The organism is Porphyrobacter sp. MBR-49 (assembly GCF_053628655.1).
The window spans coordinates 97,355-117,905 of the sequence record NZ_JBRJGU010000004.1 but is presented as its reverse complement, the minus strand read 5'-3'; the positions used below and the strand labels follow the sequence as shown (position 1 = coordinate 117,905).

The window sequence follows — 20,551 nt, the reverse complement described above, 5'->3', positions numbered from 1 at the left end:
GAGCGCACAAGCCGCAGCAAATGCGTGCATTCCTTGGCCAGCAGCGGCGGGAAGGGGCGCGCTATAGCTGAAAATTCGCACGTTGCAACCCGCCCTGCGCGCGCCTAGCACGCTCGGCACAATAACGAGGGGATCTTACCATGACCGTGCTTCCAGTCACACTCGCCGCCGCCGCGGCCGCCGCTGTGCTCAATATCTGGCTGTCGATCCGCATCGGCGCACTGCGCACCGCGCTCGGCATCAGCGTGGGCGACGGCGGCAGCGAGCCGCTGCAACGCCGGATGCGCGCGCAGTTGAACTATGTCGAAAACACTGCGTTTGTGCTGGTGTTGATCGCGGCAATCGAACTGGCGGGCGCAGGCAGCTGGTGGCTGGCTTACGTTGCGGCGGCATACTTTATCGGCCGGGTGGCGCACGGGTTCGGGATGGACGGCGGCAACGCCAAGGTCGGCCGGATGATCGGCACGCTCACCACGATGCTGACCCAGCTGGGGCTGGCGGTGGTCGCGGCGCTGGTGGCAGCGGGGGTGATGTAACACCCCGTCATTGCGAGCCGCAGGCGAAGCAATCCAGAGCAGTTCGCGTTACGCTCTGGATTGCCGTGGCGCCTTCGGCACCTCGCAATGACGATCATTCAGGACAAGGCGTAGTCGCTCACAAACGCGTTCGTCTTGCGCTCGCGGCCAAAGGTGCTGGTCGGGCCGTGGCCGGGAATGAACATCACGTCTTCGCCGAGCGGCCAGAGCCGCTGGGTGATCGAAACAATTAGATCCTGATGATTGCCGCGCGGGAAGTCCGTCCGCCCGATGCTGCCCTGGAACAAGACATCGCCGACAATCGCGAAGCGGCTGGGCGCGTGGTAGAACACCACGTGGCCGGGGGTGTGGCCGGGGCAGTGGATCACGTCGAGAGTCAGTTCGCCCACCGTCACCGTGTCGCCCTGCTGGAGCCAGCGGGCCGGTTCAAAGCTTTTGGCGACCATCCCCCAGCGCGCACCGTCATCATCCAATTGCTCGATCCAGAAACGGTCATCGGGGTGGGGGCCTTCGATGGGGAGGCCCAACTCCTCGGCCAGCATCCCCGCCTGCCCGCAATGGTCGAGATGCCCGTGGGTAACGAGCAGTTTTTCGAGCGTCACGCCAGCCTTGGCGACGGCTTCCTTGAGCTTGTCGAGATCGCCGCCGGGATCAACCAGCGCGCCGCGCATGGTCTTGGTGCACCAGATCAGCGAGCAATTCTGCTGGAGCGGCGTTACCGGAATAATCGCGGCGCGCATGGGTAGGCTTTGGGGGGGCAGCGGCTTGGCGGTGTCGATCATGCGCGCAAGATAGTCTTCGCAGCCGGACTGGCAAGTCACGCGATTTTAACCCGTGTCGTGCAATCTTCTGTCCGAATTACAGGAGTCTGAACCATGTTTGGCAGGAAATCGACGAGCGAACCGGGATCCTCACCACTGCGCGATTCGCTCGATTTCACGAACGCCGACGACATGGCATGGGTGAAACAGAGGGGCGACCCTCTCATCTGGCACGTGGTGGCCCTCTCGATGGTCATCTTCGGCGTCGAGAATGAAGACTTTATGGCCTGGCTTGTGGAGCAGGAGCGCATGGACCGCGTGACGGCGCTCGCAATCTTCATGGCGCAGTCCAACGGGAAAAATCGCCTCACGGGAGGGGTGTTGCCTCCTGAAGATATGCCTGAGCCCTATCGCAGCAGACAGCGCGGCATCAATCGTATCATTGACCGACTTTGCGAACTGGACAAGCAAAGGACATGGCCGGAGCACGGCATCGGATTGGAGCCGGGCTGGGAAGAGGAACGCCCTAAGCTGCTAGCAGAGTTGGGCCACGATCCCCGCTTTCCGCGAAACATGTTCGCCCGGCCGATCCCACCACAGACCGCGAAAATGCCCTACCACGATATTGGTGAGGCTGAACTCGTGTCCGAGGGCTACATGCGCAAGCATATGCCCTATCTCCTGGACTGACAGGCGCAGGCATCACACCCGCCCCCCCTTCCACACAACCCGCCCGATAATCACCACCTCGTCCGCCGCCACCTCGACCGGCGGGTAGGCGAGGTTCTGCGATAGCAGCGCCACCCGTCCCGCGCCCGTGCTCGCCACGCGCTTGACCATCAGCGTTTCGCCCAGCCGCACCACATGGATGCCGTCGCGGAATGGGCGCGGCGCGCAATCGACGAGAATCTCATCGCCATTATTGAGCAACGGCTCCATCGAATCCCCCTCCACCGTGATCGCGGATAGCTGCGCGCGTTCGAGCCCGTGTTCGGCCAGCCAGCGGCGTGAGAAGCGGAAGGTGTCGAACGCGGCTTCGCTTCCCGGTACCCGGCCCGGCCCCGCCGCCGCGCCCAGATCAAGCCGGGGCACATCCACCCACGCGCCCGATTCGCGCGGCTTGAGTGGCGCGATATAGGAATTATCCTTAACATCGCGCAATTCCTCCTCCCCCACGCCGAAGAACTGCGCGAGTGTGGCGCGGTCCTGTTCTTCCAGCTTGCGCGGCGAACCTTTGCGAATGAATTGCTGGAGATAGGACGGATTACGCCCCAGCATTTCGGACAGCGCAGCAAGGCTCACCCCGCGCGCCTGCGCCAGTTCCAGCAGCCGGGCGCGCGGGCCAGCGGGGCTCTCACCATGGTTTTGATCGGCTTTTTTCATGGAAACATCCTACACGAAGGATTTTTCCTAGACAAGTAGGATTTCAGCTGGAACATTTAAGGAACATTGAGCGATTCGCCCAATGCCCGCCCAACGCCAAGCATTCAACAGGGACGCAAACCATGCTGCTTCGGACCATCGAAACCTTCCTGCGGACACACGCCATGCCCGCCACCAAATTCGGGCGGCTCGCCGCCCATGACCCGCGCTTTGTGCTCGACCTTCGGATGGGGCGCATCGCGCGTCCCGATACCGAATTGCGCACCCGCGCATGGATGCAGGGCTATGCTGACCGGGTCGCCGATCAGATGAAGGAGGCCGCATGATGCTGACCGAATCTTTACGCGATCCCTTCGCCCACATCTTTGCCGATTTCGGTGATATCGAGGTCAAATCCGCACCCGCCCCTGAACCCGCCCCCGCCTTGCGCGCCCGCCGCACCACCGCAGACCGCGTGCGCAGCGCGCTGATGGCGCTGACCGACGGCGCGGGCACGCTGATCTCGCATGAGGAAAAGGCCTGGGCCTCGATCACCTTTTCCGGCACGCGCCACGAAGTGGTGCTGGAGTTCTGCGGGGCCGAGGCCGTGGCCCACGGCGAAGAACTGATCGAGCGCCTGCCCGATCACGAATTCACGATCCCCGGACAGTTGGTGGCCGATGCCACGATCACCAGCGTCGACCACCGCTTCGGCGCAATGGAGCGGTTGGAGGTGACGGCGGTGTTGCTGCTGCTGGAGGACGGGTGAGCGCGGACTGCTTGACCATGATCTCCGCTTGCCGGATAAACCGACGAAACCAAAAGGAGATTTGCGATGCGTCGGCTGATTTTCGCTATGCTCGCCACGGCAATTGCGGCACCGCTAGCAGCGCAGGATCTCCATCAGCAGGAAATCGTCGTTACCGCATCACGCGTTGATCAGGATGATTACTCCGACTTTCGGCCCGCCGTCGGCCTCCGACGCAAGGCCGATTTCCTCGTCCAGCAGGTCACCATTCGCGGCGACTCTCGCGATCCTGATCGACGTGAAAAGGAAATCCGCTCCATGCTGGCCAACGCAATCCGGGCGGCTGACAAGCAAGGCGTGGAACTGGCCACAGGCGACTACATTCTCACACGGTTGACGCCAGAGAATGCCGACGAACTGGAACTGATCAACGACCGCAGACCGGACAGCGAACGGATCGACTTTCTGGTCAAAGCCCCGCTCGGGACACGCGGGGTGGCGCAGGCGCAGGCGGCGATAAAGGCATTTGTCGAAGGTGTTCCGGAGGTTGGCCGAGCTCAGATGGATGTACTTGAAGACCCCACCCTCTCTATCGTCGGACCGGACAGCTACCGATCGCAGATCGTTGCGCTGGTGGCAGATGATGCAAAACGGCAGGCCGAAGTGCTTGGCGATGGCTATGGCGTGGAACTGACCGGGCTCAATATGCCGGTGCAATGGGCGCAGTCTGGACCGGGCGAGGTACTCCTGTTCATCCCCTATGAACTGAGGATCATCCCGAAACGCTGACTTGAGCAGCAGATATGTCCCAGTTTCAATAACCCAGCCGCGGGTCGAACACCGGGGCGACCGGCTCTCCGCGCAGATATTTGCCGAGGTTATCCAGGAAACGGTCGCCGGAGCGGATAAACATCTTGTCCTGCGCCCGGCCTGACAGGTGCATGGTGATATGCGCATTGTCGAGCGCCCATAGCGGGTGATCGGCAGGCAGCGGTTCGGGCGTGGTCACGTCGAGGAAGGCGCCCCCGATCGCCTTGGCGGACAGCGCATCCACCAGCGCGGGTTGATCGATCACAGATCCGCGCGCGATGTTGACGATCACCGCGTCCGATTTCATCGCCGCCAGTTCGCCTGCGCCGATCATGCCTTCGGTTTCGGGCGTGGCGGGCACGGCAAGGATGATCCAGTCAAACTCGCCAAGCCGCGCGCGCCATTCGTCGGGGCGCAAGGTGCCATCCCCGCCCGACCGGCGCACCACGCTGACATCGACACCAAACGCGGCGAGGCGCGGCTCGATCAGCTTGCCGATCGCGCCGTAGCCGAGCAGCAACGCCTTCGATCCCGCCAATTCGCGCTTGCCGGGGCTGTCGAGCAGCCATTCGCGCCGTTCCTGCGCTCGCACCACGTCGCGGTAGCCCTTGGCGATATTGAGCATCCCCATCACCACATATTCGGCGATGGTGATGGCATTGATCCCGGCCCCGTTGGTGACGGTGATCCCGCGCTCGATCAGCACGTCCAACGGCAGGAAATCGAGGCCTGCGTAGATCGAATTGAGCCATTTGAGCTTTTTCGCCGCGCGCAGGGTTTGCGCCATCGCGGCCTGATCGTTCATGTCGAACCAGCCGATTTCCGCATCGGCAACGGCGTCCATCGCCTGTTCGGGGGTCATGAACCAGCGCACGTCGAGCCCTTCGGGGAGGCGGCTTTCGAGCATCGGGCGGATCAGGCCGGAGATGGCTAGGATGGTCATTGGTCTTTTTCCCCTATCGTCGCCCCGGACTTGATCCGGGGTCCCGCTTTTTTTCTAACGCGGTTGAAGGCAGCGGGACCCCGGCTCGGGGGCCGGGGTGACGGAATGGGGTTCACAGCCTCCACTCCCACCCGAGCGGGTCGCCGTCCATCACTTCGACGCCAGCCGCGCCAAGTTCATCGCGGATCGCGTCGGAGCGGGCGAAGTCCTTGGTGGCGCGCGCCTCTTTGCGGCGGGCGAGCGCGGTTTCGATTTCGGCCTCGGTGATGGTCGCCGCCTTGGGGCGGATGCGCAGGTCGGCGCGGGTGAGGTCGAACAAGCCAAGGCCGAGAACCATATCCATCCGGCTTACCGCCGACATGATAGAATTGCTGTCCCCCTTTAGCCCGAGACATTCATCGATCACGGTCAAAGCGTCCGCCGTGTTCAGATCATTGGCCACGGCGGCATCGAAACGTTCGATCAGGGCGACAGTGTCGCTGTTGCGCTCCCACGCATCGCCATAGACCGGGCCGCCTTGTTCATCGTGCTTTGCCTGCCACTTGGCCAGCGCCATCACCATCCGCTTCAGCCGCGTCAGCGCCGCGCCCAACCCTTCCCAGCTGAACTCCAGCTCGCTGCGGTAATGCGCCTGCAGGCACATCATGCGGTAGGCCAGCGGGTGGTAGCCTTTGTCCACCAGCAATTGCAGCCGCAGGAACTCGCCTGACGACTTCGACATCTTGCCCCCCCCTGAATCCTTCCGGCGTTCGACCAGAAAGTTGTTGTGCATCCAGATTTTGGCGCCCGAATTCTTCGGGTCGTCTAGGCCATTGGTGCAGCAATGCGCCTGATTCTGCGCGATTTCATTGGGGTGGTGGATTTCGCGGTGGTCGATCCCGCCGGTGTGGATATCGAAGGGGAAGCCGAGCACTTCGCCGCTCATCACCGAACATTCAAGATGCCAGCCCGGCGCGCCCCGGCCCCACGGGCTGTCCCATTCCATCTGCCGCGTCTCTCCGGGCGGAGTCTTGCGCCAGATCGCAAAGTCAGCCGCGTTGCGCTTGCCCTCGACGCTTTCGATCCGGCCCTCTCCGTCTTCGGTCACGGCGCGGGCCAAGCGTCCGTAATCGGCCACGGTGGACACATCGAAATAGAGCCCGCTGTCGAGCTCGTAGCAATGCTTGTCCGCGATGCCTCGCGCAAATTCGATCATCTGCACGACGTAATCGGTCGCGACCGTCCACTGCGCGGGTTGGCGGATGTTGAGCGCCTTCACGTCCGCCCAATAGGCCTGCTTGTAATGTTCGGCGATGTCCCAGATCGACTGCGCCTTTTCCGCAGCCATCTTCTCCATCTTGTCCTCGCCCGCGTCGGCATCGTCGGTAAGGTGGCCCACGTCCGTGATGTTGATGACGTGGGTGAGTGTATACCCCTTCCAGCTCAGCGTCCGCCCCAGCACATCGGCGAACACATAGGCGCGCATATTGCCGATATGCGGGTAGTTATAGACCGTCGGCCCACAGGTGTAGACGCGCGCCTCGCCCGGGTGGACGGGGGTGAAGGGTTCGAGCTTGCGGGTGAGCGAGTTGAACAGTTTGAGGTCGGTCATATGGGCGGCCTTTGCCCTATTCCGTCATCCCAGCGCAAGCTGGGATCTCAGGCGGCGAGGTCATTGTGTGCGGCCCTAGACCCCAGCTTTCGCTGGGGTGACGGCGGCTCACGCAAACCCGATGAACTTCACTTGGCTTTCCAGCGGCACCCGCTCACGCTCGAAATTGTTGAGCGGCGCATCGGGATCGCGGTAGCCGATCGCCATGCCGCAGAATAACATATAGCGTTCGTGATCGAGGCCGAGGAACTCGCGGATCACATTGGCATAGAGCGCCATATATTCCTGAAAGCAGCTATCCAGCCCCTCCTCGCGCAGCAGCAGCGCGATGGTTTGCAGCCACATGCCGGTGTCCGACCATTGCGGTTCTTTCATCAGGCGCGGGAAATAGACGAACATGACCGCAGGCGCATCAAAGCTGGTGGCATTGCGCATCATCGCATTCATCCGCCCCTCACCATCGTCGCGGGCAATGCCCATCGCGCCGAACATCTCACGCGAAACCGCGTTGAGGCGCTGCTTGTAGGCATCTTCGGTGCCGGGCGCGGTCCAATCATATTCGGCGGCTTGCGGCGCGGAGGCGGTGAGTTTGGCCTGCAAATCCTTGAGCGGCTGGCCGGTCACGATGCTGGCTTCCCACGGCTGATAATTGCACCCCGATGCGGCCCAGCGGGCCTTGTCCATCACGCGGGTGATGGTGGCCAGATCAACCGGCTTATCGAGGAAAGTGCGGATTGATCGGCGGGTGGTAACGGCTTCGGTAACGTTCATTGTAATCCCATTCAAAGCAAGTTCGGAATATCTCTCGCACCGTGGAAGACACGCACTATGTCGACATGATCATCGGCGACGCGGAATACGATGATGTATGGTCGATGCAAGGCTGAGCGCAAATCGGGGTGCCACTCCTCCCGCGCCGGAAATGATAGTGGGCGATCTGCCGCGAGGCGGAATTTCGCTGTCATTTCATCGATAAATGACAAGGCCCGCGTAGGATTATCTTGGGCGATGTGCTGACCGATACCTACGAGGTCGCGCTGCGCCTCGTCAGAAACGCGGTATTTCATGCCGCTTCGTCGTGGGTCTGTTCCTGCACCAGCTTGCCGACATAATCGCGCAGTTCATTCATCACGGTCTCACCGTCGCGGAAGGGGCCAGCCAGCCCCTTTTGAATCTCGGAACGAAAGGTGGAAAGCGCCGCTTCACGCCGTTCTTCCTTGTCGACCCACGCCCGCACGGCCTCACGCACGATTTCGCTGGAGGTGGCGTAGGAGCCCTCCTCCACCGCCGCGCGCAGTTTGGCTGCCATTTCGGCGGGCATGGTGACGGTGATGCGTTCGAGTTTGCTCATGCGTATGCAGATATCATACTTTGTGTGATTGGGGCAAGGAAGCTGCGGTGTTACGAGCAGCCGCGTCATAGAAACTCAAAAGGGCGGCAATCCCAATTCAACCGCTTTCGCCTTGATGTAGCCAGTTGCCAATTCGCCAAGAAGCTTCACGCTCCATGTATTCAATTTTGTGGCACCTGCCTTTGTTTTTCGCCAAATCTCCGGGTCACGAACCTTATCTAGAAATTCATGCCCCTCCCAAGTCATCCCATAATAATGCCTCTGAGGTTGGTGAATGTAGCCTCCACTTTCTAATAGCAAAACATGATGCACCACGGTTTCAAATTTTTCACGCGTCATCGAAGTTTTCCCATCAACGAGGACTTGTTGCAGCGAAAACCGATCATCTGGCTGCGACTCCATCCAAATTAGGATGTCCCGAACAAGATCCATATCACGCTTCACCGCCCCCGCCCCTTCACACCCTTCTCATCCTCGAACAACTCCGCCAGCTGCTCCATGATCGTGCCGCCGAGCTGTTCCACGTCCATGATCGTTACCGCGCGGCGGTAATATCGCGTCACGTCATGCCCGATCCCGATCGCCACCAGCTGCACCGGGGACACCTTCTCGATCCACTCGATCACGCTGCGCAGGTGCGCTTCCAGATAGCCTGCCGAGTTCACCGATAGCGTCGAATCGTCCACCGGCGCGCCGTCGCTGATGACCATCAGGATGCGGCGTTCTTCGGGGCGGTAGAGCAGGCGGCTGTGCGCCCAGATCAGCGCCTCACCGTCGATGTTTTCCTTCAGCAACCCCTCGCGCATCATCAGGCCAAGATTGCGGCGCGCGCGGCGCCAGGGTTCGTCGGCCTGTTTGTAGATGATGTGGCGCAGGTCGTTCAATCGCCCCGGATTGGCCGGCTTGCCATCGGCGAGCCACGCCTCGCGGCTTTGCCCGCCCTTCCACGCGCGTGTGGTGAAGCCGAGGATTTCGGTTTTCACCCCGCAGCGTTCCAGCGTGCGCGCCAGAATGTCGGCGCTGATCGCGGCGATGCTGATCGGCCGCCCGCGCATTGATCCCGAATTGTCGATCAGCAGGGTGACGATGGTGTCCTTGAATTCGACATCGCGTTCAACCTTGTAGCTGAGCGCCGTGCCGGGCGAGATGACCACCCGCGCCAGCCGCGCCGCATCGAGCACGCCTTCCTCCATGTCGAAATCCCAGCTGCGGTTCTGCTGCGCCATCAACCGGCGTTGCAGCCGGTTGGCGAGCCGCGTCACCACGCTTTGCAACCCCGTCAGCTGGCTATCGAGATAGGCGCGCAGCCGGTCGAGTTCCTCGGCATCGCACAGGTCGGGCGCGGCGACCTCTTCATCGAAACGGGTGGTGAAGGCCTTGTAATCGACGCTGGCGGGGATGTCGCCGTGCGGGCGGTTGGGACGCACCGGCGCTTCGGAGCCATCGCCATCCTCTCCCGGTTCGCCTTCGGACATATCGCCATCGGCCTCGGCCTGCGCGGATTCGTCGCCCTCGCCTTCGCCTTCAGCCATGTCGCCCGCCATTTCGGCGGATTGCGGATCGCCCTCGCCCTGATTTTCGTCTTCGCCCTCGTTGTAGTCGGGGCCGTCATCATCGTCTGCGTCGTCGGAATCGCTTTGGTCGGGGGCGTCGCTCGGCTGGGTCAGATCGAGTTCGCGCAGCATATCGAGCGCGAGCTTCTGAAACGCTTCCTGATCGGAGAGTTTTTCCGCCAGCGCGCCGAAATCCTTGCCGACTTTTTCCTCCAGAAAGGCGCGCACCAATTCCAGCCCGCCGCGCGCCTTTTCCGGCACCGCCTCACCCGTCAGCGCCTCTCGCACCAGCAGCGCGAGCGCGGTTTGCAGTGGCACTTCGGACGAATTCTGCGCGCGCACGATCTTGTCCGACGCGGTGCGCAATTCGGTTGCGGCATCAAGATTGGCGCGGATGCCGCCGAAGCGGTTGGCACCCAAAGCCTCATACCGCACCTGCTCGATCGCGTCATAGCACGCCCGCGCAATCGGTTCGGGCGGCGCGGATTTCGCGTGCAGGCCCGCGTCGTGATGGCGCAGTTTCAGTGCAAAGCTATCCGCAAACCCGCGCGCTTCGGTCACCTGATCGGCCGGCAGATCACGCCCCGGCAGCGGAACGCGGAACCGGTTGCCCGCAGCGCCGGGCACATCGGCGCTCCACGCGACCTCAACCTCCGGATCGCGCGCAATCGCGCGGCTCGCGCCGGTCAGCGCCTGTTTGAACAGATCGAGCGGGGATTGGTCTGCCATGCCTCAATAATGCTCGCGTTACAAAATGCTCTGCCCGGTCTTGGCCCAATCGGCCAGAAAGCCTTCGATGCCCTTGTCGGTCAGCACGTGTTTGAACAGGTCGTGGATCACCTTGGGCGGCGCGGTCATTACGTCGGCGCCAATCTTGGCGGCCTGCAAGACGTGGGTGACGTGGCGCACCGATGCTACCAGAATCTCGGTGGCGAAGTTGTAGTTGTCGTAAATCAGGCGGATGTCCTCGATCAGGTCCATCCCGTCGAACCCGTTATCATCATGCCGCCCGACGAACGGCGAGATGAATGTCGCCCCCGCTTTCGCCGCCAGCAGCGCCTGATTGGCCGAGAAACACAGCGTCACATTGACCATCGTGCCTTCGCCCGTCAGCGCCTTGCAGGTTTTCAGCCCGTCCACCGTCAGCGGCACCTTGATGCAGACATTGTCGGCAATCTTGCGCAGCACCTCGGCCTCTTTCATCATCGTCGCGTGGTCCAATGCGACCACTTCGGCGCTAACCGGGCCATCGACGATGCCGCAGATTTCGCGCGTCACCTCCATGAAATCGCGCCCCGATTTGGCGATCAACGAAGGGTTGGTGGTGACGCCGTCCAGCAGGCCGGTGGCAGCCAGTTCGCGGATCGGTTCAATCTCGGCAGTGTCGACAAAGAATTTCATGGGTTCACTCCAATAATTTGCAGGTAGCCAGAACGCGGCCACGCGGCGTAGGAAACGCGCATGATCGGATCGTCCACACGCTTTGCGATGCTGCTTGCCGCCATGCTTGCGGCTTGGCAACCGTCGAAAGCGATTGCCGCCGATGAAGACACGCAATTGTGGCAATACTTCGTTGTCACCGGCGATCTTGATCGCGACACCAGCCTGACCATCGATGGCAGCCAGCGATGGCGCGAACAGGCGCGCGGGGGCGATCAGCAGACGATCCGGTTCACGATCCTGCAAGCCGTGGCCGATGGCGTGCGCATCGGCGGGGGCGGCGGGGTGTTCGATGCCGGGGGCAACACCGAAATCCGGTCATTCCAGCAGGCAGTGGTGCGGCGTGGCCGGGTGCAAGCACGCACCCGGTTTGAACAGCGGTTTTTTGATGGAGCCGACCGGGTGGAACTGCGCCTGCGCCAGCGCATCGAGTATAATCAGCCGATTGGCAGCGGTTGGAGTGCCAAGGTAGGCGGCGAATGGCTGGGTCTGCTGCAATCGCGCAATGCAGACCAAGGCGCATCGACCGAGCAATGGCGCGCGCAGACGGGCATCGCCTACCGCGTCAGTGACCGGCTGGAACTGGGCGCGAATTACTGGCTGGTGGTGTTCCCGCGCCGCGACCTGCCAGCGCGCATCAGCCACGTGCCGCAAACGGTGCTGACTTACCGGTTCTAGATTCGGCCGGTTCTAGATTCGGCCGGGTCTAGATTCGCTGGCCCAGCCCGAACACCCCGATCAGAAGCGGATCGCGGGTGGCCTGCGGGTTGGCACGGATCGCGGCTTCCTCGCGCGCGATTTCGCCCCATACTGCATTATCCACCTCGCGCCCGATACGGCTGGCGACATCGCCGGGATTGACCCCGGTCAGCGCGCCGATGGTTTGGCCGATAAGTGGATCATTGCTCAGCCGGATCGCTTCGCCCAATTCGGGCACCATCGCATCAATCAGCGCGCTGCCCATTTCCGCGCGCAGGAACGTGCTGGCCGCGGTTGGCCCGCCGCGCACCAGATCAATCGCGTTTTCAAACCCGATCACCCGCACCGCATCGGTTACTACCGGCGCGGCGCGAAAGCTGGCTTCGATGGCGAGGCTGGCAAAGCGTTCTTCCAGCCGATCCTTGACCAGTGAAGAGGTGAGGATGCGCGACAGCACATCGCCGCGCGTGCCCATCAACTGGTTAAGCCCGATGCGCGCCACCTGTTCGTCCCAGAACCCGCCCGGCGCGGTCAGGCGCGCAAAGGCGTTTTCGGACGCCAGCAGCAGCATCCGCCGCACCGCTTCGACCATGCTGAACCCGCCGCTAGTGCTGGCGCATCCCGGCATCAGCAACAGCGCGCCCGCGCCAGCGGCTCCGGCTATCAACGCGCGGCGGGTGGGGGTGAAGTTGGCAATATCGGTCATTTATCGGGTCTCCCTGCTTGCCCTTGCCCTTTGCCAGCGCCCATATGGCGGCACGATGAACCGCGTCCGCCTGCTGATCCTCAACGCCGCGCTTGGCCCGCTCGATTACCGGCTGCCCGAAGGGGTGGCTGCGCCTGCGGGCAGCGTGGTGATCGCGCCCTTGGGGCCGCGCAAGGTGACGGGGATCGTGTGGGACGAAGGGCGATTGCCGGGCGACGAGATCGCCTTTGAACGCCTGCGCCCGCTGATCGAAGTGCTGCCCGTGCCGCCCTTGCCCGCGCCGCTGCGGCGGCTGATCGAATGGACCGCGGATTATTATTGCGCCCCGCTCGCCAGTGTGGCGCGCATGGCGCTGGCCAGTGGCGGCGCGCTCGGCGGCCCTGCGACGATGACCGAATACCGGCTGACGGGCGCGGAAGGTTCCGGGCGGCTGACCGCGCCGCGCAAAACCGCGCTGGAAAAGCTCGGCGGCGAACAGGGCACCATGCGCGAACTGGCCGCCATCGCCGGGGTGTCCGAAGGCGTGCTGCGCGGGATGGCGGGCGCGGGGCAGATCGAACCCGTTACCGTCGCGATCGACCGGCCTTACGATCCCGCTGATCCCGACCACCATCAACCCGACCTGTCCCCGATTCAGGCCGCAGTTGCAGCACGGCTGGTGGCGGCGGTGCAGGCGCGCGAATTTGCCCCCTTCCTGCTCGACGGAGTGACCGGGTCTGGCAAGACCGAAACCTATTTTGAACCCGTGGCAGAGGCGCTGCGCTGTGCAAAGCAGGTGCTGGTGCTGCTCCCCGAAATCGCGCTGACCGAAAACTTCCTCGCGCGCTTTGCTGCCCGGTTTGGCGCGGCCCCGGTGCTGTGGCATTCCTCGCTCAAATCCACCGAGCGGCGGCGGGCGTGGCGCGCGATTGCGGACGGGTCAGCGCAAGTGGTGGTCGGCGCACGCTCGGCATTGTTCCTGCCCTACGCCAATCCCGGCCTGATCGTGGTCGACGAAGCGCACGAAATCAGCTTCAAACAGGATGACGGGGTGCGGTATAACGCGCGCGACGTATCGGTGATGCGCGCGCGGTTTGAAGGCGTGCCGGTGATCCTCGCCAGCGCCACGCCCGCGCTGGAAAGCCTGCACATGGCCGATATCGGGGTGTATGAAAAACTCGATCTGCCCAGCCGGTTTGGCGGGGCGAGCCTGCCGACAGTGCGGCTGGTCAATCTGACCGAGGAGAAGCCCGGTTCCGGGCGCTGGCTCGCCGGGCCGCTGGTCGATGGCTTGCGCGATCGGCTGGACAAGGGCGAACAATCGCTGCTGTTTCTCAACCGCCGCGGCTATGCCCCGCTGACCCTGTGCCGCAATTGCGGGCACCGCTTCAAATGCCCGTCATGCAGCGCCTGGCTGGTCGAACACCGCCTGTCGGCGCGGCTCGCCTGCCACCATTGCGGGTTTGAAACGCGGGTGCCCGATGCCTGCCCCGAATGCGGCGAGAGCGATTGCCTGGTCGCCTGCGGGCCGGGGGTGGAACGCATCGCTGACGAGGTGCGCGAGCTATTCCCCGATGCCCGCGTCGCGCTTGCCACATCGGACACGCTCAACACGCCCGAACGCGCCGCCGAGTTCATCGCGATGGCAGAAGGCCGTGCGATCGACATCATCATCGGCACGCAGCTTGTCACCAAGGGGTTTCACTTCCCCGAACTCACGCTGGTGGGCGTGGTCGATGCCGATCTGGGGCTTGAAGGCGGGGATTTGCGCGCGGGTGAGCGCACTTTCAGCCAGATCGCGCAGGTCGCGGGGCGGGCCGGGCGCGGGGCGAAACCGGGCGAAGTGCTGATCCAGACCCGCCACCCCGATGCCCCGGTGATCGCCGCGCTGGCCGACGGTGACCGCGACGGGTTCTACGCCGCCGAAACCGCCGCGCGGCGCGATGCGGGCGCCCCGCCTTTCGGGCGATGGGCAGCAATCATCCTGTCGTCCGAGGACGAGCGCGAGGCGCGCGCGGCGGCGGCGCGATTGGGCGATGCGCGGCCCCGGCTGGCCGATGTGCAAATCCTCGGCCCCGCACCTGCCCCGCTGGCCTTACTGCGCGGGCGCTATCGGTACCGCTTTCTGGTCAACGCACGGCGCAGCGCCAACCTGCAAGCGGTTTTGCGCGACTGGATCGGCGCGGTGCAATTCGCGCCGGGGGTGCGGGTGGGGGTGGATATTGATCCCTACAGCTTTGTGTAGCGCATGATCGCGGGCCACGGCCAAACGGCGCGAATATCGCGTGGCCGCCGACAATTTGCTCGACTCTCTGGTGCCCGCACGCAAAGACTGGGCGCGCAAACACTCATCAGAAAGGCCCCCCAATGTTGACCATCCACCACCTGCGGCTGTCGCAATCCGAACGCATCGTCTGGCTGGCCGAGGAATTGGGGCTGGAATACGATCTGAAACTGTATAACCGCCGCACCGATAACCGCCTCGCGCCCGATGAATTCAAGGCGCTGCACCCTATGGGCATTGCGCCGGTGATTACCGACGGCGATTTTGTGCTGGGGGAAAGCGGGGCGATCATCGATTACATCATCGCCAAATACGCGCCCGACACGCCCTTGGTGCCCGGCGCGGATCATCCCGATTTTGCCGATCACCTGTTCTATTACCACTGGGCCAACGCGACATTCATGACCAACGGCATGATGGCGCTGGTGGCGCAATTCATGGGGGCGAAGGAACTGCCCGCATTTGTGGCGGATCGCGTGGCGAAAGGCTGGGCGATTGTCGAAAAACGGCTGGGCGAGGCCGAGTATTTCGGCGGCGCGCAGCTGACCACGGCCGACATCATGATGGGGTTTCAGCTGACCACCAGCCGCGCGATGAGCGGGTCGAGCATTGACGGAATGCCGAACCTGCAAGCCTATTTGAAGCGGATTGGCGCACGTGAGGCCTATCAGCGCGCAATGGCGAAGTGCGAACCGGGAATGCCGCCCAAGCTGGATTGAGGGGAACACACCCCTCCCCAACGTCGCCCCGGCCCCCGAGCCGGGGTCCCGCTTCTTCAGGCCAGCAACTGGTCGAAAAGATCATCCCAATCCGGATTGCCCTTCTCGATCAACGCGAACTTCCACTCACGCCGCCAGCGTTTGACCCGTTTCTCATGCGCAATCGCAGCGTCGATGGCGTCAGTCCGCTCGGCCCACACCAGCCGCTGCAAGCCATAACGCGCGCAAAAGTCAGAACCGCTGCCCGCACGGTGCTGGCTCACCCGTGCCGCAAGGTCGGCCGTGACGCCCACATACATCGTGCCACGATAGCGGTCCGCCATGATGTAGATCCAGCCGCCCTGCGTTTCGCGATCCATCAGGTCATTGAAAAGAAAGCGGGACCCCGGGTCAAGCCCGGGGCGACGATGGGGTGGAGGTTTTGCCCTGTTCCCGTCACCCCGGCCCCCGAGCCGGGGTCCCGCTGCCTTCACTCCGCCAAAAATGTCGGGTAAGGTAGAACAATGAAAGTTTATCCTCCGAAGCACGGTGAATCAAACCAGCAATGGTTTGCAGAGTTAGCGAACCCTCACCATTGGCTTTTGACTGCCGACAACCTTTTTGAGCAGTGTGTCCGTCTTAACAGCCAAAAAGGACGTGGCTATCTCCAATTCAACGACGGTGGTGGCAAGACGCTGAAGTGGGACGTCGTTGACCGATCCATGTTCCTGCTAGGGGGTTTCGCTCTTGAAAACGCGATCAAGGCTTTTCTTGTCTACGAAAACCCAAACTTCGTGGCAGACGGCAGGCTTGCGCGGGAGCTACGTTCTCATCGGCTCATCGACCTCAAAAATCGGTCTGTTCTCATACCAATGCCTAAGCGCAGCGAATTGATTATTGCTGTGTTCGAAGAAGGCATTGAAACTTGGTCTCGTTATCCGTGTGGTTTGACGGCTCAGCAATCCGATATGCAACGCTGGTTCACTCCTCAACTTTGGACAGCCTATTGCGGCCTGATGAGGCGATATGGTCGAAAATTAAAGGTTCTTCTCGAAAAAGGTTGGAAGGGACCACACAAAACCGGAGGTTCTTGGAGCTTCCAAGAAATGTCGTATCTGGACATCGACAGTGTCAGTTTATGAACCTTCCCGCCTCAACAACTCCGCCTTGATCGCCAGCCCGTAGGCATAGCCCCCCAGCGACCCGTCCGCCGCGATCACGCGGTGGCAGGGGATCAGCACTGCGACGTGGTTTGCCCCGTTCGCCCCGCCGACCGCGCGGCTGGCTTTGGGGTTGCCGAGGGCTGCTGCCAGCTCGCCGTAGGAACGCGTTTCGCCGTACGGGATGCGGCGCAGTTCTTCCCAGACGCGCTGCTGGAACGCGGTGCCTTTCACATCGAGCGGGATCGCGGCAGACCCCGGCCCCGGCTGTTCGACCGCCTCCAGCACCTGCGCAAACAACGCGCGAAAGTCCTCACCCGCTGGCACCAGCTCCGCCTTCGCAAAGCGCGCCCGCAACTCCCCTTCGTCCTCTCCGAACGCCAGACAGCACACGCCCTTGTCGGTCGCGGCGACCAGCATCGGCCCCAGCGTCGTCGGCAAAACCGCCCAATGCACGCGCTTGCCCGCGCCGCCTTTGCTCCAGTCATTCGGCGTCATGCCCAGCTTGCCTTTCGTCTCTGCGTAGAACTGTTTAGAACCCGCGTAGCCCGCGCTAGATAGCGCCTTGGTCACCCCCAATCCGTCGGACAGCGCGCCGCGCACCCGCTCTTCGCGCAATGCCTTGGCATAGGCGGCGGGTGACAGGCCGACGGTGCGTTTGAACAAGCGCTGGAAGTGGGTGGGGGTGTAGCCGGTCAGGCCGGCCAGCGCCTCCAGCGTCATCGGCCCGCGCCCTTGATCAAGGCTGGCTCGAATCGCGGCGATAGCGGCCAGCACGCATGCTTCCTCGGCGCTTTGGGTATCAGGAGAGCAGCGTTTACAAGCCCTTAGACCCGCATTCTCTGCCTCACCGGGGCTCGCATAGAACCGCACATTCTTGCGCAGCGGCGCGCGCGCCGGGCACGATGGGCGGCAATATATCCCGGTCGAATGCACGCCGGTCACAAATACGCCGTCAAACCGCCGGTCTTTGGCGAGCGCGATGCGCCAGCGATCATCATCGCCCAAAGGTATTGTTGATGGTTTTATTGGTTTCACGTGAAACATTTCCGCCGGACCCGTCCGGCAAAACACCCCCGCACCGCATTGTGCGCGTCGATTTCCACTATCGTTGGCTGAGCAAACAGATGCCGCAAGCCTGCATCCGCCTCACCCGACTGTGCAAGGATAGCGTCAACCATCATGCCATCAGCGTCAAACCCCCGCAAGGACAGCACTCGTGGCAGAAACACTGGCGGCACTGCGTTTATGTAACGCGCCACTGCCTTTGTACCTTCGCGCACGAAGATTGCGTGGCTCGTTCGATATGGGCCTGAATCTGCACGGCTAGTGTGGTTGAGCAACAGCACAGTTTCGCCCGCAACTGCATCCTCAAGTGTCACGCGGCAAGGGTAGCCTGGTTGAGCATCAACCACCATCCGTACGACGCCACGCCGAACCAGCTCCTCGTCGTCCAAACCGTATAGCGGCGCGAACTCCCTCCAATCCAGCCCTTTGATCTCGTATTCCACCATCGTCCTCCGAACAGATGATCGATAGATAGCCACACCCGGCCCGCCCGCGCACCCCCCGCCTTTGCGTTCAATGTCGCATGGGGCGAAAAAATGGCTATAGCAGCGCGCATGACCCGCCTTCTTCGCGCCCTCGCCCTGTTCCTGATCGCCCTTGCAGCCCCCGCCGCCGCCGATCCCGGCGATGTCGATGCCGCCGCGCGCGGGGTGGTGCGGGTGGTGGTGATCGGGGCTGATGGGGGCGAGCCTGCGCCGGTCAGCCACGGCAGCGGCTTTGCCGTCAGCGCCACACAGATCGTCACCAACGCGCACGTCGTCAGCGAGGCGTTGCTGGATGATACCTTGCGCATCGGGATCGTGCCGAGCGAGGGCGCAGGCGGCGCATTTGCCCGCGTGATCGCGGTCAGCCCGCGCAATGATCTGGCGTTGCTTGAGATCGCCAGTGGCAGCCTGCGCCTCCCGCCATTGGCGCTGGCGGGCGGGGTCAGCGGCGATCTGGGCGAGGTTTCGGCGGTCGGTTATCCGATGAATGTCGATCTGGCCCAGGGGTTGAGCATGGCCGACATTTTCCGCGCCCAGCCGCCGGTCAAATCGCGCGGATTCGTGTCGGGCGAGCGGCCCAGCCGTCAATTCGACACCATCCTCCACACCGCGCCGATTGCGCGCGGCAATTCGGGCGGGCCGCTGCTCGATCCGTGCGGGCGGGTGATCGGGGTCAATTCCTTCAGCGCCGATTCGATGAGCGGGGATGCGGAGTTCTACTTCGCGGTTTCCCTGCGCGAATTGCTGCCATTCTTGCGGGATAACGGGGTGGAGCCGATTACCAATGCGCTGCCCTGCCGGTCGATCGACGATCTGAATGCCGCAGAACGCCAGCGCATGGAGGCGCAGCAGGCACAGGCGCGCGAACGGCTGGCGAGCCAGGCGGAGGCCTTGCGCGAATTGCGCGATAACGCCCGTCTGACCGCGCAGATGGAGGTGATCGCCGCGCGCGAAAACGCGATGGCGATGGCGCTGATCGCGCTGCTTGGCGCGGTTGGCGGCGCCTATGCTGCGGCGATGTGGCGCGGCAACCCGGCGCGGCGCAAACACGCCGGGATCGCCGCAGGGCTGGCAGGGGCTGCCTTGATTACGGCGGCATTGCTGTGGATCACCCGCCCCGGCCTCAGCGAAATCGAAGACCGCGTCGAAGCCGCCGTTGCCGCCGCCCAAGGCGAAGATGCGCAGGGCGGAGGGGATTCCGCCAGCCCATCGCTAGCAGCGGAAGGCGCGCTGATCTGCACGCTGGTGCCCGAACGCAGCCGGGTGACCGCCGCACGCACCGATGATATCGCGCTCGAATGGTCGGCCGATGGCTGCGTCAATGGCCGCACCCAATACGGGCTGGGCACCGGCGGCGAATGGGCGCGGGTGTTCGCGGCGCAGGATGATGCAGCGGTCGCGGTCAATTATTATGATCCCGACACGCGCACCTTCCGCACCGATCGCTATCTGCTCGGGCAAACAGCACTGGCCGCCGCGCGCGAGGCCCGCGCCGCCTACACGCCGCCAGCCTGCGGGGTGAGCGATGCCGCACGCACGCTGGGCGAACAGCAATCCGCGCTGATCGCATTGCTGCCGGATCGCCCGAATGAACGGCTGGTCTATAGTTGCGCGGCGAAGGCGGGCGGCGCGAACTCGAACTAAGCCGGCGCGCGGAACGCGTCATGTTCCGACAAATCCCGTCCAGTGGCTTGCACCAGCGGGAATCAATTGCTAGGCGCGCGCCAACCTTGTGGGGGGCCTTTGTGCATCCCCCATTCCCAAGGCCCAAGCATTACCCCTTCGAAGCTTCCAAGAGGATTGCAAGCGCGTGGATATTTCCGCCGGTATCAAGGCTAGTCTGGCCGGACGCTATGCCTCGGCCCTGTTCGATCTTGCCAGCGAAAGCGGCAAAGTCACTGCGGTCGAGAGCGATCTCGAAACGCTCGGAGCGGCGCTGGCCGAATCGGGCGATCTGGCGGCGCTGACCACCAATCCCGAACTCGCGCGCGATGTGCAGGGCAAGGCGATGGCGGCAGTGGCGAAAAAGCTCAAACTGTCCACGCTCACCACTAATTTCATCGGAGTGCTGGCAGGCAACCGTCGTTTGGCGAAACTGCCTGCAATTATCGCCGCGTTTCGGGCGATTGCCGCCGCGCAGCGCGGTGAAGTGACCGCCACCGTCACCAGCGCACATCCGCTCAGCGATGATCAGATCGCCGCCTTGAAAACCAAGCTGACGCTGCGCGAAGGGCGCACTGTCATGCTGTCCGCCTCGGTTGATCCCGATCTGCTTGGCGGGATTGTCGTCACCATCGGTTCGCAGCGCATTGATGCCTCGATCCGCACCCGTCTCAACTCGCTAGCCCAGGCCATGAAGGCTTAAAGGACACTACCC

The 20,551-nt window shown here is 63.1% G+C and carries 25 protein-coding genes; 11 read left to right on the top strand and 14 right to left on the bottom strand.

Going from position 1 to position 20,551, the window contains the following annotated elements; genetic code table 11:
* The first annotated feature begins 140 nt into the window (after positions 1–140).
* Positions 141–536 (top strand): MAPEG family protein, encoded by a 396-nt coding sequence (locus tag ACSSV3_RS06840; protein ID WP_354323218.1) that lies wholly within the window; start codon positions 141–143, stop codon positions 534–536.
* Positions 537–634: 98 nt separating this feature from the next.
* On the opposite strand, the gene ACSSV3_RS06835 is transcribed toward ACSSV3_RS06840, so the two are convergent.
* The gene (locus tag ACSSV3_RS06835; RefSeq protein WP_354323584.1) at positions 635–1,276 is read right to left on the bottom strand and encodes an MBL fold metallo-hydrolase; all 642 of its coding nucleotides are present in this window, start codon (positions 1,274–1,276) and stop codon (positions 635–637) included.
* Between the two features lie 135 nt (positions 1,277–1,411).
* On the opposite strand from ACSSV3_RS06835, the gene ACSSV3_RS06830 reads away from it, so the two are divergent.
* Positions 1,412–1,987, top strand: coding sequence for a hypothetical protein (locus tag ACSSV3_RS06830; protein ID WP_354323216.1), 576 nt, complete (start codon positions 1,412–1,414; stop codon positions 1,985–1,987).
* 12 nt (positions 1,988–1,999) lie between these two features.
* Here ACSSV3_RS06830 and ACSSV3_RS06825 read toward each other — a convergent pair whose 3' ends face one another.
* A complete protein-coding gene (locus ACSSV3_RS06825) occupies positions 2,000–2,680 on the bottom strand; it encodes a S24 family peptidase (RefSeq protein WP_354323215.1) in 681 nt (226 codons plus the stop codon).
* A 122-nt stretch (positions 2,681–2,802) separates the two neighbouring features.
* Between ACSSV3_RS06825 and ACSSV3_RS06820 the strand changes: the two genes are divergently transcribed.
* From ACSSV3_RS06820 to ACSSV3_RS06810, 3 genes are all read left to right on the top strand, one after another.
* On the top strand, positions 2,803–3,006 hold the full coding sequence (locus tag ACSSV3_RS06820) for a hypothetical protein (protein ID WP_354323214.1): 204 nt from the start codon (positions 2,803–2,805) through the stop codon (positions 3,004–3,006).
* The gene (locus ACSSV3_RS06815) at positions 3,003–3,428 is read left to right on the top strand and encodes a hypothetical protein (RefSeq protein ID WP_354323213.1); all 426 of its coding nucleotides are present in this window, start codon (positions 3,003–3,005) and stop codon (positions 3,426–3,428) included. The genes ACSSV3_RS06820 and ACSSV3_RS06815 overlap by 4 nt, the downstream gene beginning before the upstream one ends.
* A 66-nt stretch (positions 3,429–3,494) precedes the next feature.
* Complete coding sequence (locus ACSSV3_RS06810) at positions 3,495–4,196, top strand: TonB-dependent receptor (protein ID WP_354323212.1); 702 nt, start codon at positions 3,495–3,497, stop codon at positions 4,194–4,196.
* Between the two features lie 25 nt (positions 4,197–4,221).
* Here the strand turns inward: ACSSV3_RS06810 and ACSSV3_RS06805 are convergent, their stop codons facing one another.
* The 8 genes from ACSSV3_RS06805 to fsa all read right to left on the bottom strand — a co-directional run bounded on the left by ACSSV3_RS06805 (position 4,222) and on the right by fsa (position 11,056).
* Positions 4,222–5,160 carry a D-2-hydroxyacid dehydrogenase gene (locus ACSSV3_RS06805; RefSeq protein WP_354323210.1) on the bottom strand — a complete coding sequence of 313 codons (939 nt, stop codon included), beginning with the start codon at positions 5,158–5,160 and terminating at the stop codon, positions 4,222–4,224.
* A gap of 112 nt (positions 5,161–5,272) precedes the next feature.
* Entirely contained in the window at positions 5,273–6,751 is a 1,479-nt protein-coding gene (gene cysS, locus ACSSV3_RS06800) for a cysteine--tRNA ligase (RefSeq protein ID WP_354323208.1), read from the bottom strand.
* Positions 6,752–6,859: 108 nt separating this feature from the next.
* Positions 6,860–7,522, bottom strand: a complete 663-nt coding sequence (locus ACSSV3_RS06795; RefSeq protein ID WP_354323206.1) for a nitroreductase — start codon at positions 7,520–7,522, stop codon at positions 6,860–6,862.
* A gap of 11 nt (positions 7,523–7,533) precedes the next feature.
* On the bottom strand, positions 7,534–7,818 hold the full coding sequence (locus ACSSV3_RS06790) for a type II toxin-antitoxin system RelE/ParE family toxin (RefSeq protein WP_354323204.1): 285 nt from the start codon (positions 7,816–7,818) through the stop codon (positions 7,534–7,536).
* Positions 7,815–8,102, bottom strand: coding sequence for a ribbon-helix-helix domain-containing protein (locus ACSSV3_RS06785; protein ID WP_354323202.1), 288 nt, complete (start codon positions 8,100–8,102; stop codon positions 7,815–7,817). The genes ACSSV3_RS06790 and ACSSV3_RS06785 overlap by 4 nt, the downstream gene beginning before the upstream one ends.
* A 75-nt stretch (positions 8,103–8,177) precedes the next feature.
* Positions 8,178–8,546, bottom strand: coding sequence for a DUF2513 domain-containing protein (locus ACSSV3_RS06780; RefSeq protein ID WP_354323201.1), 369 nt, complete (start codon positions 8,544–8,546; stop codon positions 8,178–8,180).
* Positions 8,543–10,384: a cobaltochelatase subunit CobT gene (cobT, locus tag ACSSV3_RS06775; protein ID WP_354323199.1), complete on the bottom strand. Its 1,842-nt coding sequence runs from the start codon at positions 10,382–10,384 to the stop codon at positions 8,543–8,545. The genes ACSSV3_RS06780 and cobT overlap by 4 nt, the downstream gene beginning before the upstream one ends.
* A gap of 18 nt (positions 10,385–10,402) precedes the next feature.
* The gene (gene fsa / locus ACSSV3_RS06770) at positions 10,403–11,056 is read right to left on the bottom strand and encodes a fructose-6-phosphate aldolase (RefSeq protein WP_354323197.1); all 654 of its coding nucleotides are present in this window, start codon (positions 11,054–11,056) and stop codon (positions 10,403–10,405) included.
* A gap of 60 nt (positions 11,057–11,116) precedes the next feature.
* Here fsa and ACSSV3_RS06765 point away from each other — a divergent pair, with 60 nt between their 5' ends.
* Positions 11,117–11,773, top strand: coding sequence for a DUF2490 domain-containing protein (locus ACSSV3_RS06765; RefSeq protein WP_354323196.1), 657 nt, complete (start codon positions 11,117–11,119; stop codon positions 11,771–11,773).
* A 28-nt stretch (positions 11,774–11,801) separates the two neighbouring features.
* On the opposite strand, the gene ACSSV3_RS06760 is transcribed toward ACSSV3_RS06765, so the two are convergent.
* The gene (locus ACSSV3_RS06760; protein ID WP_354323194.1) at positions 11,802–12,500 is read right to left on the bottom strand and encodes a DUF4197 domain-containing protein; all 699 of its coding nucleotides are present in this window, start codon (positions 12,498–12,500) and stop codon (positions 11,802–11,804) included.
* A gap of 55 nt (positions 12,501–12,555) precedes the next feature.
* On the opposite strand from ACSSV3_RS06760, the gene ACSSV3_RS06755 reads away from it, so the two are divergent.
* Complete coding sequence (locus tag ACSSV3_RS06755) at positions 12,556–14,724, top strand: primosomal protein N' (protein WP_354323192.1); 2,169 nt, start codon at positions 12,556–12,558, stop codon at positions 14,722–14,724.
* 122 nt (positions 14,725–14,846) lie between these two features.
* On the top strand, positions 14,847–15,482 hold the full coding sequence (locus ACSSV3_RS06750) for a glutathione S-transferase family protein (RefSeq protein ID WP_354323191.1): 636 nt from the start codon (positions 14,847–14,849) through the stop codon (positions 15,480–15,482).
* A 56-nt stretch (positions 15,483–15,538) separates the two neighbouring features.
* Here the strand turns inward: ACSSV3_RS06750 and ACSSV3_RS06745 are convergent, their stop codons facing one another.
* A complete protein-coding gene (locus ACSSV3_RS06745) occupies positions 15,539–15,841 on the bottom strand; it encodes a GIY-YIG nuclease family protein (protein ID WP_354323189.1) in 303 nt (100 codons plus the stop codon).
* 144 nt (positions 15,842–15,985) lie between these two features.
* Between ACSSV3_RS06745 and ACSSV3_RS06740 the strand changes: the two genes are divergently transcribed.
* On the top strand, positions 15,986–16,603 hold the full coding sequence (locus ACSSV3_RS06740) for a hypothetical protein (RefSeq protein ID WP_354323187.1): 618 nt from the start codon (positions 15,986–15,988) through the stop codon (positions 16,601–16,603).
* On the opposite strand, the gene ACSSV3_RS06735 is transcribed toward ACSSV3_RS06740, so the two are convergent.
* Both ACSSV3_RS06735 and ACSSV3_RS06730 read right to left on the bottom strand, forming a co-directional pair.
* Positions 16,598–17,659, bottom strand: a complete 1,062-nt coding sequence (locus ACSSV3_RS06735; protein ID WP_454184774.1) for a bifunctional transcriptional activator/DNA repair enzyme AdaA — start codon at positions 17,657–17,659, stop codon at positions 16,598–16,600. The two genes, ACSSV3_RS06740 and ACSSV3_RS06735, sit on opposite strands and share 6 nt — an antisense overlap.
* Positions 17,656–18,135, bottom strand: a complete 480-nt coding sequence (locus ACSSV3_RS06730; protein ID WP_354323185.1) for a DUF1203 domain-containing protein — start codon at positions 18,133–18,135, stop codon at positions 17,656–17,658. Before ACSSV3_RS06730 ends, ACSSV3_RS06735 begins: the two co-directional genes overlap by 4 nt.
* Positions 18,136–18,243: 108 nt before the next feature.
* Here ACSSV3_RS06730 and ACSSV3_RS06725 point away from each other — a divergent pair, with 108 nt between their 5' ends.
* Positions 18,244–19,818 (top strand): trypsin-like peptidase domain-containing protein, encoded by a 1,575-nt coding sequence (locus ACSSV3_RS06725; RefSeq protein ID WP_354323183.1) that lies wholly within the window; start codon positions 18,244–18,246, stop codon positions 19,816–19,818.
* A gap of 166 nt (positions 19,819–19,984) precedes the next feature.
* The gene (locus ACSSV3_RS06720; RefSeq protein WP_354323181.1) at positions 19,985–20,539 is read left to right on the top strand and encodes a F0F1 ATP synthase subunit delta; all 555 of its coding nucleotides are present in this window, start codon (positions 19,985–19,987) and stop codon (positions 20,537–20,539) included.
* Positions 20,540–20,551 lie beyond the last annotated feature (12 nt).

Excerpts from the sequence above, each read along its gene's own strand:
- ACSSV3_RS06815 (WP_354323213.1), top strand. The coding sequence starts at position 3,003 with ATGATGCTGACCGAATCTTTACGCGATCCCTTCGCCCACATCTTTGCC.
- ACSSV3_RS06745 (WP_354323189.1), bottom strand. The coding sequence starts at position 15,841 with ATGGATCGCGAAACGCAGGGCGGCTGGATCTACATCATGGCGGACCGC.
- ACSSV3_RS06730 (WP_354323185.1), bottom strand. The coding sequence starts at position 18,135 with ATGGTGGAATACGAGATCAAAGGGCTGGATTGGAGGGAGTTCGCGCCG.
- cobT (WP_354323199.1), bottom strand. The coding sequence starts at position 10,384 with ATGGCAGACCAATCCCCGCTCGATCTGTTCAAACAGGCGCTGACCGGC.
- ACSSV3_RS06830 (WP_354323216.1), top strand. The coding sequence starts at position 1,412 with ATGTTTGGCAGGAAATCGACGAGCGAACCGGGATCCTCACCACTGCGC.
- ACSSV3_RS06765 (WP_354323196.1), top strand. The coding sequence starts at position 11,117 with ATGATCGGATCGTCCACACGCTTTGCGATGCTGCTTGCCGCCATGCTT.
- ACSSV3_RS06750 (WP_354323191.1), top strand. The coding sequence starts at position 14,847 with ATGTTGACCATCCACCACCTGCGGCTGTCGCAATCCGAACGCATCGTC.
- ACSSV3_RS06740 (WP_354323187.1), top strand. The coding sequence starts at position 15,986 with ATGAAAGTTTATCCTCCGAAGCACGGTGAATCAAACCAGCAATGGTTT.
- ACSSV3_RS06760 (WP_354323194.1), bottom strand. The coding sequence starts at position 12,500 with ATGACCGATATTGCCAACTTCACCCCCACCCGCCGCGCGTTGATAGCC.
- ACSSV3_RS06825 (WP_354323215.1), bottom strand. The coding sequence starts at position 2,680 with ATGAAAAAAGCCGATCAAAACCATGGTGAGAGCCCCGCTGGCCCGCGC.
- cysS (WP_354323208.1), bottom strand. The coding sequence starts at position 6,751 with ATGACCGACCTCAAACTGTTCAACTCGCTCACCCGCAAGCTCGAACCC.
- fsa (WP_354323197.1), bottom strand. The coding sequence starts at position 11,056 with ATGAAATTCTTTGTCGACACTGCCGAGATTGAACCGATCCGCGAACTG.
- ACSSV3_RS06840 (WP_354323218.1), top strand. The coding sequence starts at position 141 with ATGACCGTGCTTCCAGTCACACTCGCCGCCGCCGCGGCCGCCGCTGTG.
- ACSSV3_RS06790 (WP_354323204.1), bottom strand. The coding sequence starts at position 7,818 with ATGAAATACCGCGTTTCTGACGAGGCGCAGCGCGACCTCGTAGGTATC.
- ACSSV3_RS06785 (WP_354323202.1), bottom strand. The coding sequence starts at position 8,102 with ATGAGCAAACTCGAACGCATCACCGTCACCATGCCCGCCGAAATGGCA.
- ACSSV3_RS06835 (WP_354323584.1), bottom strand. The coding sequence starts at position 1,276 with ATGCGCGCCGCGATTATTCCGGTAACGCCGCTCCAGCAGAATTGCTCG.
- ACSSV3_RS06810 (WP_354323212.1), top strand. The coding sequence starts at position 3,495 with ATGCGTCGGCTGATTTTCGCTATGCTCGCCACGGCAATTGCGGCACCG.
- ACSSV3_RS06755 (WP_354323192.1), top strand. The coding sequence starts at position 12,556 with ATGAACCGCGTCCGCCTGCTGATCCTCAACGCCGCGCTTGGCCCGCTC.
- ACSSV3_RS06795 (WP_354323206.1), bottom strand. The coding sequence starts at position 7,522 with ATGAACGTTACCGAAGCCGTTACCACCCGCCGATCAATCCGCACTTTC.
- ACSSV3_RS06805 (WP_354323210.1), bottom strand. The coding sequence starts at position 5,160 with ATGACCATCCTAGCCATCTCCGGCCTGATCCGCCCGATGCTCGAAAGC.
- ACSSV3_RS06725 (WP_354323183.1), top strand. The coding sequence starts at position 18,244 with ATGACCCGCCTTCTTCGCGCCCTCGCCCTGTTCCTGATCGCCCTTGCA.
- ACSSV3_RS06820 (WP_354323214.1), top strand. The coding sequence starts at position 2,803 with ATGCTGCTTCGGACCATCGAAACCTTCCTGCGGACACACGCCATGCCC.